Annotated in this window: 15 protein-coding genes; 12 read left to right on the top strand and 3 right to left on the bottom strand. The window is 62.9% G+C overall.

Translation table 11 applies throughout. The features are described from left to right. Window positions 1–39: 39 nt before the first annotated feature. The gene (locus IB249_RS23780) at window positions 40–477 is read right to left on the bottom strand and encodes an Lrp/AsnC family transcriptional regulator (RefSeq protein ID WP_192308181.1); all 438 of its coding nucleotides are present in this window, start codon (window positions 475–477) and stop codon (window positions 40–42) included. Window positions 478–612: 135 nt separating this feature from the next. Between IB249_RS23780 and IB249_RS23775 the strand changes: the two genes are divergently transcribed. After that, a complete protein-coding gene (locus tag IB249_RS23775; RefSeq protein WP_192308180.1) occupies window positions 613–1,506 on the top strand; it encodes a DMT family transporter in 894 nt (297 codons plus the stop codon). On the opposite strand, the gene IB249_RS23770 is transcribed toward IB249_RS23775, so the two are convergent. Then, on the bottom strand, window positions 1,507–2,526 hold the full coding sequence (locus IB249_RS23770; RefSeq protein WP_192308314.1) for an FUSC family protein: 1,020 nt from the start codon (window positions 2,524–2,526) through the stop codon (window positions 1,507–1,509). A gap of 68 nt (window positions 2,527–2,594) precedes the next feature. Next, a complete protein-coding gene (locus tag IB249_RS23765; RefSeq protein WP_192308179.1) occupies window positions 2,595–4,220 on the bottom strand; it encodes an NADP-dependent glyceraldehyde-3-phosphate dehydrogenase in 1,626 nt (541 codons plus the stop codon). A gap of 185 nt (window positions 4,221–4,405) precedes the next feature. Here IB249_RS23765 and IB249_RS23760 point away from each other — a divergent pair, with 185 nt between their 5' ends. From IB249_RS23760 to imuA, 11 genes are all read left to right on the top strand, one after another. Then, window positions 4,406–5,293: a Dyp-type peroxidase gene (locus IB249_RS23760; RefSeq protein WP_192308178.1), complete on the top strand. Its 888-nt coding sequence runs from the start codon at window positions 4,406–4,408 to the stop codon at window positions 5,291–5,293. A gap of 205 nt (window positions 5,294–5,498) precedes the next feature. Continuing rightward, window positions 5,499–6,251 (top strand): GntR family transcriptional regulator, encoded by a 753-nt coding sequence (locus IB249_RS23755; protein WP_192308177.1) that lies wholly within the window; start codon window positions 5,499–5,501, stop codon window positions 6,249–6,251. Continuing rightward, complete coding sequence (locus IB249_RS23750; protein WP_192308176.1) at window positions 6,248–7,975, top strand: fumarate reductase/succinate dehydrogenase flavoprotein subunit; 1,728 nt, start codon at window positions 6,248–6,250, stop codon at window positions 7,973–7,975. The genes IB249_RS23755 and IB249_RS23750 overlap by 4 nt, the downstream gene beginning before the upstream one ends. A 24-nt stretch (window positions 7,976–7,999) precedes the next feature. Further along, entirely contained in the window at window positions 8,000–8,245 is a 246-nt protein-coding gene (locus tag IB249_RS23745) for a ferredoxin family protein (protein WP_008060065.1), read from the top strand. A gap of 163 nt (window positions 8,246–8,408) precedes the next feature. Continuing rightward, window positions 8,409–9,815, top strand: coding sequence for an ABC transporter substrate-binding protein (locus IB249_RS23740; protein ID WP_192308175.1), 1,407 nt, complete (start codon window positions 8,409–8,411; stop codon window positions 9,813–9,815). Between the two features lie 138 nt (window positions 9,816–9,953). Beyond that, on the top strand, window positions 9,954–10,736 hold the full coding sequence (locus IB249_RS23735; RefSeq protein ID WP_192308174.1) for an ABC transporter permease: 783 nt from the start codon (window positions 9,954–9,956) through the stop codon (window positions 10,734–10,736). Next, on the top strand, window positions 10,736–11,584 hold the full coding sequence (locus tag IB249_RS23730; RefSeq protein WP_192308173.1) for an ABC transporter ATP-binding protein: 849 nt from the start codon (window positions 10,736–10,738) through the stop codon (window positions 11,582–11,584). The genes IB249_RS23735 and IB249_RS23730 overlap by 1 nt, the downstream gene beginning before the upstream one ends. Beyond that, a complete protein-coding gene (locus IB249_RS23725; protein ID WP_192308172.1) occupies window positions 11,581–12,543 on the top strand; it encodes a HEAT repeat domain-containing protein in 963 nt (320 codons plus the stop codon). The genes IB249_RS23730 and IB249_RS23725 overlap by 4 nt, the downstream gene beginning before the upstream one ends. Beyond that, complete coding sequence (locus tag IB249_RS23720; protein WP_192308171.1) at window positions 12,540–12,827, top strand: DUF971 domain-containing protein; 288 nt, start codon at window positions 12,540–12,542, stop codon at window positions 12,825–12,827. The genes IB249_RS23725 and IB249_RS23720 overlap by 4 nt, the downstream gene beginning before the upstream one ends. A gap of 220 nt (window positions 12,828–13,047) precedes the next feature. Beyond that, window positions 13,048–13,665 carry a transcriptional repressor LexA gene (lexA, locus tag IB249_RS23715; protein ID WP_192308170.1) on the top strand — a complete coding sequence of 206 codons (618 nt, stop codon included), beginning with the start codon at window positions 13,048–13,050 and terminating at the stop codon, window positions 13,663–13,665. Continuing rightward, entirely contained in the window at window positions 13,665–14,282 is a 618-nt protein-coding gene (gene imuA / locus IB249_RS23710; protein WP_192308169.1) for a translesion DNA synthesis-associated protein ImuA, read from the top strand. Before lexA ends, imuA begins: the two co-directional genes overlap by 1 nt. Window positions 14,283–14,284: the final 2 nt, after the last annotated feature.

Genomic DNA, 14,284 nt, shown 5'->3' with positions numbered 1-14,284 from the left:
TTCGGCGGGTTTTTTATTGCCCGGGATTTGTGCAAGGGCTCAGGCCATGGGGGGCAGGCGACGTTTGACCGGGGTTTTCTTGACGATGGCGGTGTTGGTTTCGGCGTGGCTGTTGAGGCGGTCGAGCAGGGTGTCCAGCTGTTCCATTGAGCGCACATGCAGGCGGGCGATGAAGCAGTCATCGCCGGTGACCTTGTCGCATTCGGTGAACTCGGGAATCGCCTGGATCTGCCGCTCCACTTCATGCAACTGCCCCGGCAGCGGGCGGATCCGCACGATGGCCTGGAGTTGATAGCCAAAGCACTTGGGGTCGATTTCGACGGTGTAGCCCTTGAGCACGCCACGCTCTTCGAGGCGGCGCAAACGCTCGGCGACGCTGGGTGAAGAAAGGCCACTGAGGTTCGCCAGGGCCTTGAGCGAGCGTCGTGAGTCCTCCATCAGCGCGGTAATCAGCACTTGGTCGATATCGTCGGTCATGGCGGAACCCCCGTTAGGCAATTTGGCGAAACTGCCTTGATAAAAAAGGCAGATGCCAATTTTAGCCTGCTTTTTGCGCTGGAGAAGCCCTGGCACGGATTGTCATAATTTGCGCTCAAACACAGGAGTCTGATGATGGACAAAACCCTACGTCGCGGATCATTTGAAATGACCGCCGCCATGCTGATTTCCGGGACCATCGGCTGGTTCGTGCTGGTGTCCGGTCAACCGGTGCTGGATGTGGTGTTCTGGCGCTGCGTGTTCGGCGCCGGCACGTTGTTGCTGATCTGCGCGGCGTTCGGTTTCCTGCGCCCGGGCATTCTGACCCGCACCACCTTCCTGCTGGCAGTGCTCAGCGGCGTGGCGATTGTCGGTAACTGGGTGCTGTTGTTCGCCTCCTACTCGCGCGCCTCGATTGCCATCGGCACGGCGGTGTACAACGTCCAGCCGTTCATGCTGGTCGGCTTGGCGGCGCTGTTTCTCAACGAAAAAATCACCCTGCAGAAACTGTTCTGGTTGGGCATTTCGTTTCTCGGGATGCTGGCGATCGTCAGTGCCCACGGCGAGCAGGGCGAAGCCGGCAATGACTATCTGCTGGGCATCTTGCTGGCGCTGGGCGCGGCGTTCCTGTATGCGATTGCGGCGCTGATCATCAAACGGCTGACCGGCACGCCGCCGCACCTGATCGCGCTGATCCAGGTCAGCACCGGCGTGTTGCTGCTCGCACCCTTTGCGCATTTTTCAACGTTGCCGCAAGCGCCGGGTGCCTGGGCCAGCCTGGTGACCCTGGGCATCGTTCACACCGGTGTGATGTATGTGTTGCTGTACGGCGCGATTCAGAAATTGCCGACCGCGCTGACCGGTGCGTTGTCGTTCATCTACCCGATTGCGGCGATTTTCGTCGACTGGTTTGCCTTCGGCCATCGCCTGGAGGTGCTGCAATGGGTGGGGGTCGCGGCGATTCTGCTGGCCGCCGCCGGCATGCAGCAAGGTTGGAGCCTGAAGTTCCGGCGGACCGTCGCACCCTGATCAAATGCTCCAGCGCGGCGCAGTCTTGGCCAGGCGCTGGCGCATCTCGCCGATGTTATTGGCCAACTGCCGGATCAATAATCGATAGCCGTCGAGCGGGTGATAGACCGGTTCATCCAGGCTCGATTCCACGGGCGGTTCAATGGACCGGGTCAGGCGCTGGAACGCCCCGGACTTCAGCGCCCGCGCCATGCCCACCAGTTGCACGCGGATCAACCGGTGCTCGGCTTTCAAGGCCGATTGCAGGTGAGCCATGGCGTCGGGATCGTTGGCATCGGGTCGGGTGTTGGCAAGGATCTCCAGGGTGCTCACGCACATGCGCAAATGACGCTGGATCGCGTCGAGTTCGGTCATGGAGATCTTCACTTCCTTGGACACCGAGGGCATCAGCGAGCGCAATTGCACCATCACCACGTTCAGGCGATTGATCAGCTTCACGTGCTCGTCGTCGGTGACCGGTTGGCCACTGATGATCCGCCCGTAAATGGCCGCGCAATCACGCAGCGCATCGGCCAGGTTGTAACGCCAGGAATAAACCGCATACAGGGGCAGGGCGAAGGAGAAAGCCAACGCCAGCCCAATCCCGATCAGGATGTCCACACCGCGCCACAACCCGTCCGAGACCGGGTTGTCACCGTGCCCGGCGACGATGAAGACAGTGATGCCGGCCAGCAGTGCGGTGTATCCGCCTTTGCCTATGGCGTGGTAGGAGAAGAACCCGCAGATCACGGCCATCGCGAAATAGGTCAGCCACGGCAGGCCGAGCCAGGCCTGTTGCACCACCAGCAGCAGACCGATCGAAGCGCCGAGCAAGGTGCCGATGGCGCGCTCGGCGGCTTTCTTGCCGATGTTGCCGTGATGTTGCAAACCGCCGATCACCACCAGCATCGTCACCGACGCCCACTCGCCGTGGGGCAGGTTGATGCCGGTGGTCAGCAGGATGGTCGCCAGCAACCCCAGCGACACGCGCACCGCGTGGATCAATTTGGCATGACGGTAGCGTCGGTACGGGTCCAGCAAGGGACGCAGTACGCGACGCACCAGGGATGGCAGTCGTTGGCTTTTGAACGTACTCAGACGGGTGCTCCTCAGAAAATGTAATCGGTGGTCAGGAAGCTCGAGTTGCGCCCGCTGATGATCTCGCTGATCAGTTCCTTGTTGTTCTCCTGGAACTTGGTCGCGACCAGCGTACGGATCGAAAACACCCGCAGCGCATCATGCACCGACAACGTACCTTCGGCCGAGTTCTTGCGGCCGTTGAACGGGTAGGTGTCCGGCCCGCGCTGGCACTGGGCGTTGAGGTTGATCCGCCCGACCTGATTGGCGAAGGTGTCCACCAGCCGGCCGACCGCCACCGGGTTGGTGCCGAAGATACTCAATTGCTGGCCGAAGTCCGATTCCAGGACGTAGTCGATCACCGTGTCCAGATGCTTGTACGGCACGATCGGCACCACCGGGCCGAACTGCTCCTCCTGGTAGACGCGCATTTGCGGGGTCACCGGGTACAGCACCGCCGGATAGAAGAACGAAGCGCGGGCTTCACCGCCGTTGGGGTTTACCACGCGGGCGCCTTTGGCGACGGCATCGGCGACCAGCGAATGCAGGTAGTCGACCTTGCCCGACTCCGGCAACGGTGTCAGGGCCACGCCGTTTTCCCAGGGCATGCCGGGCTTGAGGGTCGCGAGCTTGGCGTTGAACTTGTCGATGAAGGCTTCGACCACGTCCTCGTGAACGAAGAGGATTTTCAGCGCGGTGCAGCGTTGGCCATTGAACGACAACGAACCGGTGACGGCCTCGTTCACCGCATTGTCCAGGTCCACCTCGGGCAGAACGATGCCGGGATTCTTCGCATCCAGCCCCAGCGCGGCGCGCAGGCGGTGCGGCTTGGGGTGGAGTTTTTTCAGGTCGCTGGCGGCCTTGTTGGTGCCGATGAACGCGAAGATGTCGATCTTGCCGCTGGCCATCAGTGCACTGACGGTCTCGCGGCCGCTGCCGTAGATCACGTTGATCACCCCGGCCGGGAAGCTGTCGCGGAACGCTTCCAGCAGCGGGCGAATCAGCAGTACGCCCAGCTTGGCCGGTTTGAACACCACCGTGTTGCCCATGATCAGCGCCGGAATGAGTGTGGTGAAGGTTTCGTTCAGCGGGTAATTGTAGGGGCCCATGCACAACGCCACGCCCAGCGGCACGCGACGGATCTGGCCCAGCGTGTCCTGCTCCAGTTCGAAGCGGCTGGAGCGGCGATCGAGCTCCTTGAGCGCGTTGATGGTGTCGACGATGTAATCGCAGGTACGGTCGAATTCCTTTTCCGAGTCCTTGAGGTTCTTGCCGATTTCCCACATCAGCAACTTGACCACGGCCTCACGCTGTTCACGCATGCGGGCGAGGAAGCTCTCGACATGCTGGATGCGCTCGGCCACGCGCATGGTCGGCCACAGGCCCTGGCCACGGTCATAGGCGCGCACGGCGGCGTCGAGGGCGGTCAGTGCGGTGTCGGCATCGAGCAGCGGGGTGCTGCCGAGAATCACTTGTTCATCGCCGTTTTCGCCCGTCAGGTACACCGGGCTGCGGACCTGGGCGAGGGCGCCCGACCAGGTTTTCAACTGGCCATCGACCAGGTATTCGCGCTGCTCGGTCGGGCCATCGAGGCGATACTTTTCCGGGATGTCGCTGGAGTCTGGAAACAGAGTGCCAAGGATATGTGCTGTGGTCATGTTGCTACTCCATGTGAGCCCAGTCATGTGCTGGCGGCTTGCCGTTCAAATTCACTTCAGAGGTTATACGCCTTATTGGTCCGACTTTTTAAGCGCCGATTTCATGTTCCCTCGATCTTTTGCCTTGATCGCCCACAACCGCCAACGCTGCGGGTAAACTTCGCGCTCTTTCTTAAGGAGTTGATATGAGCTACTACCAGCCGGGCATTCTCGCCACCCCCGTGCCACTTCAGGCCCGTCACATGTTCTTTGCGCTGGCGTCGGTCGATGCACTGCCGGCCGCGCTCGACAGGCTGATGGGACTGGTGGACGGCAAGTCGGCAGTGGTCGGTTTCGGTGAGTCCCTGGTCAAGGCGCTGAGCGGGCAGATCGAAGGCCTGCGGCCTTTTCCGGCGCTGACCGGCGTTGGCGTCGACAACCCCTCGACCCAGCATGCGCTGTGGTGCTGGTTGCACGGTGTCGACCGTGGCGAGCTGCTCAACCGCAGCAGCGCCATCGAAGCCGCGCTGGCGCCCGCGCTGCGCCTGGTGCAGATGAACGAAACCTTCCGCCACCTGACCGGCCACGACCTGACCGGCTACGAAGATGGCACTGAAAACCCCCACGACGAAGCGGCGGTGGCTGCGGCGCTGGCGAATGAGGGCGGTGAAGGTCTGGTCGGTGGCAGCTTTGCCGCCATCCAGCAGTGGCAGCACGACCTCAAGGGCTTCCATGCCCTGGCGGCCAATGAAAAGGACGACATCATGGGCCGTCGCCTGATCGATAACGAAGAGATTGACGACGCGCCAATTTCCGCCCACGTCAAGCGCACCGCCCAGGAAAGCTTCGCCCCCGAAGCCTTTATCGTACGCCGCTCGATGCCATGGATCGAAGGCGATCGTGCGGGCCTGATGTTCCTGGCGTTCGGCTTTTCCCTCGATGCCTTCGAAGCGCAACTGCGGCGCATGAGCGGCCTGGAAGACGGCATCACCGACGGCTTGTATCGCATCAGCCGGCCGATCACCGGTGGCTACTACTGGTGCCCGCCGCTCAAGGACGGTCACCTCGACCTGCGTGCGTTGCGCATCAATTGATGCACGGCCAGCACCTGTAGGCGCGAGCCTGCTCGCGATGACGCGGAGCGCCTGACACCCATCGGCGCTCGTATGTCCATCGCGAGCAGGCTCGCGCCCGCAGGATGTGCGCGGCGGCTCTAACCTTATTCTCAAACAGTATTTCTCAACGCTTCGGTTAGAACTCTAAGATCACGTCATAACTCGTTATAACAAGTGATCAGCCATGTCCGATAACGTTCTATCCCTGAGCAGCGTCCCGCTGCACACCCAACTGCGGGACGTGCTGCGCGCACGCATCCTCGATGGCGAATACCCGCAGGACAGCCAGATGCCGTCCGAAAGCGAGCTTGGCGCCTTGTTCAAGGTCAGCCGCATCACCGTGCGCCAGGCGTTGGGTGACCTGCAAAAAGAAGGGCTGATCTTCAAGATCCACGGCAAGGGCACGTTCGTCGCCAAGCCGAAAACCTTCCAGAACGTCAGCACCCTGCAAGGCCTCGCCGAGTCCATGACCGGTCGTGGCTACGAGGTGATCAACCGCCTGCGCAGTTTCAAGTTCATCGCCGCCGACAAGCTGGTGGCCGAGCGCCTGCAGGTGGCCGAAGGCGAGACCGTGGCGCAGATCAAGCGGGTGCGGTTGATCAACCGTGAGCCGATCTCGCTGGAAATCACCTACCTGCCCAAAGCCATTGGCGAGCGGCTGGAGAAGGCCGACCTGGTCACCCGCGACATCTTCCTGATTCTGGAAAACGACTGCGGCCTGGCCCTCGGTCATGCCGACCTGGCAATCGATGCCGTGCTGGCCGACAGCGACCTGACCCAGGCGCTAAGCGTCGAGGCGGGCTCGCCGATCATGCGCATCGAGCGTCTGACCCATGACGCCAGCGGCCAGCCCCTGGACTTCGAACACCTTTACTACCGTGGCGATGCGTTCCAGTACCGCCTGCGCATCGACCGACAGAAAGGGGATCAGGCATGAGACAAAACCTGGAACAGGAATACGACATCGTTGTGATCGGCGGTGGCACCGCCGGCCCCATGGCGGCGATCAAGGCCAAGGAGCGCAACCGCGATTTGCGCGTGCTGTTGATCGACAAGGCCAACGTCAAGCGCAGCGGCGCGATCAGCATGGGCATGGACGGCCTGAACAACGCGATCATTCCCGGCCACTCGACGCCTGAGCAGTACACCAAGGAAATCACCATCGCCAACGACGGCATCGTCAATCAGGCAGCGGTGTACGCCTATGCGAGCCACAGTTTCGAGACGATCGAGCAACTGGACCGCTGGGGGGTGAAGTTCGAGAAGGACGAGACCGGCGACTACGCCGTGAAGAAGGTCCACCACATGGGCGCCTATGTGTTGCCGATGCCGGAGGGGCACGACATCAAGAAAGTCCTGTACCGCCAGTTGAAACGGGCGCGGGTCAGTATCACCAACCGCGTGGTCTGCACCCGTCTGCTCAAGGACGAGGAGGGCACGGTCAATGGCGTGATGGGCTTCGATTGCCGCACCGCCGATTTCCACGTGATCAAAGCCAAGGCGGTGATTCTCGCCTGTGGCGCCGCCGGGCGCCTGGGCCTGCCGTCCTCGGGCTACCTGATGGGCACCTACGAAAACCCGACCAACGCCGGCGACGGCTACGCCATGGCCTATCACGCCGGAGCGGAACTGGCGAACCTGGAATGCTTCCAGATCAACCCGCTGATCAAGGATTACAACGGCCCGGCCTGCGCCTACGTCACCGGTCCGCTGGGTGGCTACACGGCCAACAACAAGGGTGAGCGTTTCATCGAATGTGACTACTGGAGCGGCCAGATGATGTGGGAGTTCCACCAGGAACTCGAAAGCGGCAACGGCCCGGTGTTCCTCAAGCTCGATCACCTGGCCGAGGAAACCATCCAGAACATCGAGGAGATCCTGCACAGCAACGAACGCCCGAGTCGCGGCCAGTTCCACGCCAATCGCGGCACCGATTACCGCACGCAGATGGTCGAGATGCACATTTCCGAAATCGGCTTTTGCAGCGGGCATTCGGCGTCCGGGGTGTGGGTCAACGAGAAGGCGGAAACCTCGGTCAAGGGGTTGTACTCGGCGGGGGACATGGCCGCCGTGCCGCACAACTACATGCTGGGGGCGTTCACCTACGGCTGGTTTGCCGGCAGCAACGCTGCGGACTTCGTGGCCGGGCGTGAGTTTTCTGCGGTGGATGCCGGGCAGGTCGAGGCGGAAAAGCAAAGGGTCTATGCCCCGCTGGATCGTGAGCATGGCTTGCCGCCGGCCCAGGTCGAATACAAGTTGCGCCGCTTCGTGAACGACTATCTGCAACCGCCGAAAGTGACCAAAAAGATGCAGATCGGCCTGCAACGCTTCAGCGATATCCAGCGCGACCTCGACCAGATCAAGGCGCACAACCCCCACGAACTGATGCGCGCCATGGAAGTCAGCATGATCCGCGACTGCGCGGAAATGGCTGCCCGCGCCTCGTTGTTCCGCGCTGAGAGTCGCTGGGGGCTTTACCACTATCGGGTCGATCACCCGCAGCGCAACGACAGCGACTGGTTCTGTCATTGCCATCTGAAAAAGGATGAAAACGGCCAGATGAGCAGTTTCAAGAAAGCCGTCGAGCCCTACATCATTCCGCTGGATGCCGAGGAAATGCAGGCCTATGACCGGCTGCGCGTCGGTGCCTTTGCGGCCTGAGCCCCTAACAAGAGAGACCGTACAATGGCCTATCAACCGCAGGAAATCTTCTTTCGCTCCAACGCGCCGGTGACGGTCGATGAAGACCTGTGCATCGCCCACAAGGGCTGCACGGTGTGCGTCGACGTCTGCCCGATGGATCTTCTGGCGATCAATCCGGCCACGCAGAAGGCCTACATGGCGTTCGATGAGTGCTGGTATTGCATGCCGTGTGAAAAGGACTGCCCGACGGGGGCGGTGAAAGTCGACATTCCTTATTTACTGCGGTGACCGTACCGGCTTTATCGCGAGCAGGCTCGCTCCGAGTACCGCACAAACACCCCAAAACGCCATCCGGTCACCCCGGACGCTTGCTTCAAGACACCCCTCGTTTCCCACCACGCCCTGATCGTGGCGGAGACGAACACCTAAAATGATTCGAGGGGACACACCCATGTTATTGCGTGCAGCATTCGCCGGTCTGGTACTGGCTTCGTTCACCCTGTCGGCTTCGGCCGAAACCATCCGCATTGCCATCGGCACCCAGGACACGACGATCAACTGCGCCGCCGGCGGTCTGTTGATCCGCGAACTCGGCCTGCTGGACAAATACCTGCCCCATGACGGCCAGTACAAGGACGCCAAGTACGAGGTGGAGTGGAAGAACTTCACCAGTGGTGCGCCGCTGACCAACGAGATGGTCGCCGGCAAACTCGACTTTGGTGCCATGGCCGACTTCCCCGGCTCCTTCAATGGCGTCGCCTTCGAGACGGCGGGCAAGCACAGCCTGTTCATCAACGTGCTGTCGGGCAGTATCAAGGGCAGTGGCAACGGTATCGTGGTGCCGGGCGCTTCGAGCGTGCAGTCCCTGGCCGAGTTGAAAGGCAAGACCATTTCCGTGCCGTTCGCCTCGACGGCCCACGGCATGTTGTTGCGCGCCGTGGCCGACCAGGGCTGGGACCCGCTCAAGGACGTGAACATCATTGCCCAGGCGCCGGAAGTCGCCGGTTCGGCGTTGCAGGCCGGCAAGATCGACGCCCACGCCGATTTCGTCCCCTTCGCCGAACTCTTCACCAGCCGTGGTTTTGCCCGCAAGATCTTCGACGGTTCCCAGGCCAACGCGCCGACGTTCCATGGTGCGCTGGTGGATCAGGCGTACGCGAAAAAGTACCCGGAAATCGTCGTCGCCTACCTGCGTGCCAGCATCGAAGCCAACCAGCTGCTGGCCGATGAACCGGAGAAATACAGCGAGTTGATCGCCAAGGTCACCGGCGTCGATGCCGAGGTCAACTACCTGTTCCACGGCCCGCTCGGCGTGCAGACCCGCGACCTGAGCTGGAAGCCGGAATACCGCCAGGCGGTCGGCACCGCGATCGACACCCTGAAGCTGTTGAAGAAGGCCGACCGGGGCCTGGACCTGAATACCTTCATCGACGACCAATATATCCGCGCCGCGTTCAAGGCTTCGAACCTCGATTACACCGCGCAATTGGCCAACTACGCCCAGACCCCGCTCAAGGCAGTGGATGCCGCAAGCGGCCAACCCATCACCGACTTCAAGCATGTGGCCGAAATCTGGGTGCGTGGCGAGCCGAAAGTCCGTCAGTACGCGTCGGCGGAATCGGCGTTCAACGCCTTGGCCAGCCTCAAGCAGGAAGGCAGGAACATCCGTGCGGTGTATGCCCAGGCCAGCGACAGCGGGATCAAGCTGCTGGCGGATCAGGCGTGGTTTGCCAGTGATGCGAAAGGGCGCTTGAGCGCGTTCCTGCTCAAGGGCCAGGCCCAGCAGTACGCCACGGCCCAGGGCGGCAAGGTGTTCGACTTCACCGATGCCACCACCCAGGCGGTGGCTGTTCGCTAACTGCCAAACGCCACGGCCACCCACCTCTGTGGGAGTGTGCCTGCTCGCGATGGAGTGTCAGCCAGACAGGTGTCGCCTGACCCACCATCGCGAGCAGGATCGCTCCCACAGGATGTGGCTACGTTGAGAGGAACAATCGTGTCCCGATCCTGTTTACGCTGGCTCCCCCGAGCCGCCTCACTGTTGCTGTGCGTACTGTTCTGGCAGCTCGCCGCCAGTCACCATTGGAACCTCGGCCTGGTCACCTTTGCCAATGTGCCCACGCCCGGGTCGGTCATCGAGGCGGCGCTGGGCCTGGGCGACTCGGGCAAACTGGTCCAGCACCTGGGCAGCAGCCTCAGCCGGGTGTTCGCCGGTTACCTCGCGGCGCTGGTCATTGGCATCGGCCTGGGCCTGGCCATCGGCCGTTCGAAATGGGCGGAGGACCTGTTGCTGCCACCGCTCGAAGTGTTGCGTCCGATCCCGGCCGTGGCCTGGATTCCGCTGGCGATCCTGATGTTCCCCTCGTCGGAACTGTCGATGGTGTTCATCACCTTCACCGGCGCCTTGTTCCCGATCCTGCTCAACACCGTGCACGGCGTCGAAGGCGTCGACCCGCGCCTGATCGCTTCGGCCAAAAGCCTCGGGGCAGGGCGCCGGGCGATGTTGCTGGAGGTGATCGTGCCGGGCGCTGCGCCGAGCATCATCACCGGGCTGGCCATCGGCATGGGCACGTCGTGGTTCTGCCTGGTGACGGCGGAAATGATCTCCGGCCAGTTCGGCATCGGTTATTACACCTGGGAGTCCTACACCATTCAGAACTACCCCGACATCGTGGTCGGCATGTTGCTGATCGGCGTACTGGGGATGGGCAGCAGTCTGCTGATCAAACGCCTTGGTGGGCTGTTCACGCCTTGGCATCGACCACGAGGAAAAGCCTGATGAGCATCTTTCAACCACCTGAGGGGCGTATCGACATTCGCGGTCTGTCGATCAGCCTGGGCGAAGGGCCTGCGGCATTCGAAGCGCTGCAGGGCCTTGATTGCCAGATCGAACCGGGGCAGTTCGTGTGCATCCTCGGGCCGTCCGGCTGCGGCAAATCCACCTTGCTCGGCGCGTTGGCCGGTCACCTGCAACCCCGTGCCGGCAGCCTCAAGGTCGATGGCGCCGACGTGTCGACCCCTTCACCGCAGCGCGGCATGGTGTTCCAGCAGCACACGTTGTTTCCCTGGCGCACGGTGCGTGACAACGTGGCGTTCGGCCTGAAGATGCGCGGCATCGGCAAGGCCGAGCGGCACCGGGCGGCGGATGAAATCCTCGCGCTGGTCGGCCTTGAAGGCTTCGCCGAGCGCTGGCCGGATCAGCTTTCCGGTGGCATGCAGCAACGGGTGGAGATTGCCCGGGTGCTGATCAACCGGCCGCGCCTGCTCCTGATGGATGAGCCCTTTGGTGCCCTCGATGCCCTGACCCGATTGAACATGCAGGCGTTGCTGCTGGACATCTGGACGCGGATTCGCACCACCGTGGTCTTCGTCACCCACGACATCGACGAGGCGCTGTTTCTCGCCGACCGGCTGCTGGTGATGAGTTCGCGCCCCGGTCGGATCATCGAGGACCTGCGCCTGGACTTTCCCCGGCCGCGCACCACCGAACTGGTGACCAGCCACGCGTTTTCCCGCTTGAAGCGCCATTGCCTCGAGTTGCTGCATCACCAGGAGGGTCGGCAATTACCGCGCCTGAACCCTCTCGGACTTCCCCCTGAAACCAGACTGCCGCGATTTGCCCTATGACCTCTCTATTCGATGTAACCGATAACGACGACATCCTTGCCCTGCAACCGCGCCTGACCGATGAAGACCCCGGTGTGCGGCGCATTGCCCTGATCGAACTGGCCGACCTCGAAGAGCCGGATGGCTTGCTGTGGCTGGTCGATCGACTGACCGAGGACCCGACCGAAGAAGTGCGCGCCGAAGCGGCGCGTTTGCTGGAAGCCTGGGAGGATGAGCCGGTCGTTGCGGCGCTGTGCCAGGCCCTGACCGATCCAGCGCTGGCGGTGCAGGCCGCTGCCGCGCAGAGCTTGAGCCTGCTCAAGAGTGAAGCGGCGGGGCGGGTGATCCTGCCGTGGACCGGGCATGCCGATATCAGCGTGCGCATCGCTGCGTTCCGCGCCTTGCGTGAATTGCGCTTTGCCGAGGCGGCGCCGGCGGCACTGCGGGCCTTGAACGACCAGGACGCCAATGTCCGGCGTGAAGCGGTCGGTGTGCTGGGCTGGCTCAAGCAGCTCGACGCATTGCCGGCGTTGGCGCGACTGGCCAGCGATGATCCGGACACCGAAGTGCGGCGCGCCGCCACCGGGGCGCTGGGCCTGGCCTCGGATGCCCAGGTCCTGCCGGCGCTGCGCCAAGCCTTGCAGGACCAGGCCTGGCAGGTGCGTGAGGAAGCCGCAACCACCCTGGGCAAGGTCGGACACAGCGATGCCGGCCCGGCCTTGATTGCCGCCTTGGCCGACGATTACTGGCAAGTGCGCCTGCGCGCGACCCGCAGCCTTGGCCGCTTGCGCTACGCCCCGGCGCTGGAGCCGTTGATCGAAACCCTCGCCCATCGCATCAGCAACCTGCGCAAGGAAGCCGCGCTGGCTCTGGGTGAACTCAACGAAAAAGGGGCCATCGCCGCCTTGCTGGCCGCGCAGGACGACGGCGACCCGGAAGTGCGCAAGGCCGTGCGCATTGCCTTGAGTCAGTTGCAATGAACCCGCTGGCGATCGGCAATTCGCGCAGCCGGCAGCAACTGCGCCTGAACTGGCCGGACGGGCGTGAGCAGGTGTTGACCCACGCCGATTTGCGCCGCCAGTGCCCATGCTCGCAATGCCGGGCATTTCGGTTGCAGGGAATGACGGTGAAGGTCGATCCGCGTATCCGCGTGGTCGAACTCAACGCCCAGGGCTATGGCCTGCAACTGGTCTTCAGCGACGGCCATGAACGTGGCATCTACCCATGGAGCTACCTGGAAAACCTGACGTCGGCAACGTCTTGATTCATCTGGGGAACGGTTGTGCCGGACTGAAACACCGCCATCGCGAGCAGGCTCGCTCCCAGCATCGACGGATGTAAACACAGGCTTTGTGTCCACTGCCGATCCTCTGTGGGAGCGAGCCTGCTCGCGATGGACGTCAACGATGATGTTGGCCACCTGAACACCGGCGTCCTACATCTCGTCTGTAAATCCTTGTCAGAAAAATCCCATAAGAGTACAAATGTACTCCATGACCAATCTGACTCCCCGCCGTACCGCCATCCTGACCTTCATCCGCGAGCGCATCGCCGAGCACGGTCAGTCCCCGAGCCTCGCTGAAATCAGCGAGGCCTTTGGTTTCGCCTCGCGCAGCGTGGCGCGCAAGCATGTGCTGGCGCTGACCGAAGCCGGTTTTATCGAGGTCAACCCGCATCAGGCCCGGGGCATTCGCCTGCTCGGGCAGCCAGCGCGCCCCGAACTGCTGGACATTCCGGTTCTGGGCCGGGTGGCCGCCGGTGCGCCGATGGGTGCCGATGCCGATGTCCATGGGCGGTTGCTGCTCGACCCATCGATTTTCTCCAAGACCCCGGACTATATGTTGCGGGTTCGCGGCGACTCGATGATCGAGGACGGCATTCTCGATGGCGATCTGGTGGGCGTGCACCGCAGCCCCGAGGCGATCAACGGCCAGATCGTCGTCGCGCGCCTGGAAGGCGAAGTGACCATCAAGCGTTTCGAGCGGGTGGGCGACAGGGTACGCCTGTTGCCGCGCAACCCGGCTTATCAGCCGATCATCGTTGAAGCCGGTCAGGACCTCGCGATCGAAGGGGTATTCTGCGGTCTGGTGAGGCAAGGCTGATGGGTGCCGTCGTTGCGTTGGACACGCTGTTCAATGGCGGCCAGGTCTGGAAGGGCCGACCGGCGCCGCCGAGCGTCAGCCCGCAACCCACCGGGCATGCCGCGCTGGACGCAGCGTTGCCCAGCGGCGGCTGGCCGGAAGCGGCGCTGAGCGAAATCCTCCTGGCCGGGCAGGGCATCGGCGAGTTGCAACTGGTGTGGCCGACACTGGCCCGGCTGTCGGCGGCGGGCGAGCGCATCGTGCTGGTGGCGCCGCCTTTCGTGCCGTACCCCCAGGCCTGGGAAAACGCCGGGATCGACCTGCGCCAGCTGTCGATCATCCAGGCCAGCGAGCGCGATGCCCTGTGGGCGGCGGAACAATGCCTGCGCTCGGGCAGTTGCGGCGCGGTGCTGTGCTGGCCGCTCAAGGCCGATGACCGGGCGTTGCGCCGCTTGCAGGTGGCGGCGGAAACCGGTTCGACCCTGGCGTTTGCCTACCGCTCGATCCAGGAAGCGATCAACCCTTCGCCTGCGGCCCTGCGCATCGCCATCGATGCCCGGCCTGCGCAATTGCGCGTGCTCAAGTGCCGGGGCGGGCTGGCCCGGTCGGCACCGATTGCCTTTACCGTGGGGCATTGAGG

It is taken from the genome of Pseudomonas sp. PDM04, assembly GCF_014851765.1.
Lineage (GTDB): Bacteria > Pseudomonadota > Gammaproteobacteria > Pseudomonadales > Pseudomonadaceae > Aquipseudomonas.
This window is presented reverse-complemented; position numbering and strand designations above follow the sequence as displayed.

Coding starts and splice junctions, on each gene's coding strand:
- IB249_RS23745 (WP_008060065.1), top strand. CDS start 8,000: ATGGCCTATCAACCGCAGGAAATCTTCTTTCGCTCCAACGCGCCGGTG.
- lexA (WP_192308170.1), top strand. CDS start 13,048: ATGTACTCCATGACCAATCTGACTCCCCGCCGTACCGCCATCCTGACC.
- IB249_RS23780 (WP_192308181.1), bottom strand. CDS start 477: ATGACCGACGATATCGACCAAGTGCTGATTACCGCGCTGATGGAGGAC.
- IB249_RS23720 (WP_192308171.1), top strand. CDS start 12,540: ATGAACCCGCTGGCGATCGGCAATTCGCGCAGCCGGCAGCAACTGCGC.
- IB249_RS23760 (WP_192308178.1), top strand. CDS start 4,406: ATGAGCTACTACCAGCCGGGCATTCTCGCCACCCCCGTGCCACTTCAG.
- IB249_RS23765 (WP_192308179.1), bottom strand. CDS start 4,220: ATGACCACAGCACATATCCTTGGCACTCTGTTTCCAGACTCCAGCGAC.
- IB249_RS23725 (WP_192308172.1), top strand. CDS start 11,581: ATGACCTCTCTATTCGATGTAACCGATAACGACGACATCCTTGCCCTG.
- IB249_RS23750 (WP_192308176.1), top strand. CDS start 6,248: ATGAGACAAAACCTGGAACAGGAATACGACATCGTTGTGATCGGCGGT.
- IB249_RS23755 (WP_192308177.1), top strand. CDS start 5,499: ATGTCCGATAACGTTCTATCCCTGAGCAGCGTCCCGCTGCACACCCAA.
- IB249_RS23740 (WP_192308175.1), top strand. CDS start 8,409: ATGTTATTGCGTGCAGCATTCGCCGGTCTGGTACTGGCTTCGTTCACC.
- imuA (WP_192308169.1), top strand. CDS start 13,665: ATGGGTGCCGTCGTTGCGTTGGACACGCTGTTCAATGGCGGCCAGGTC.
- IB249_RS23775 (WP_192308180.1), top strand. CDS start 613: ATGGACAAAACCCTACGTCGCGGATCATTTGAAATGACCGCCGCCATG.
- IB249_RS23730 (WP_192308173.1), top strand. CDS start 10,736: ATGAGCATCTTTCAACCACCTGAGGGGCGTATCGACATTCGCGGTCTG.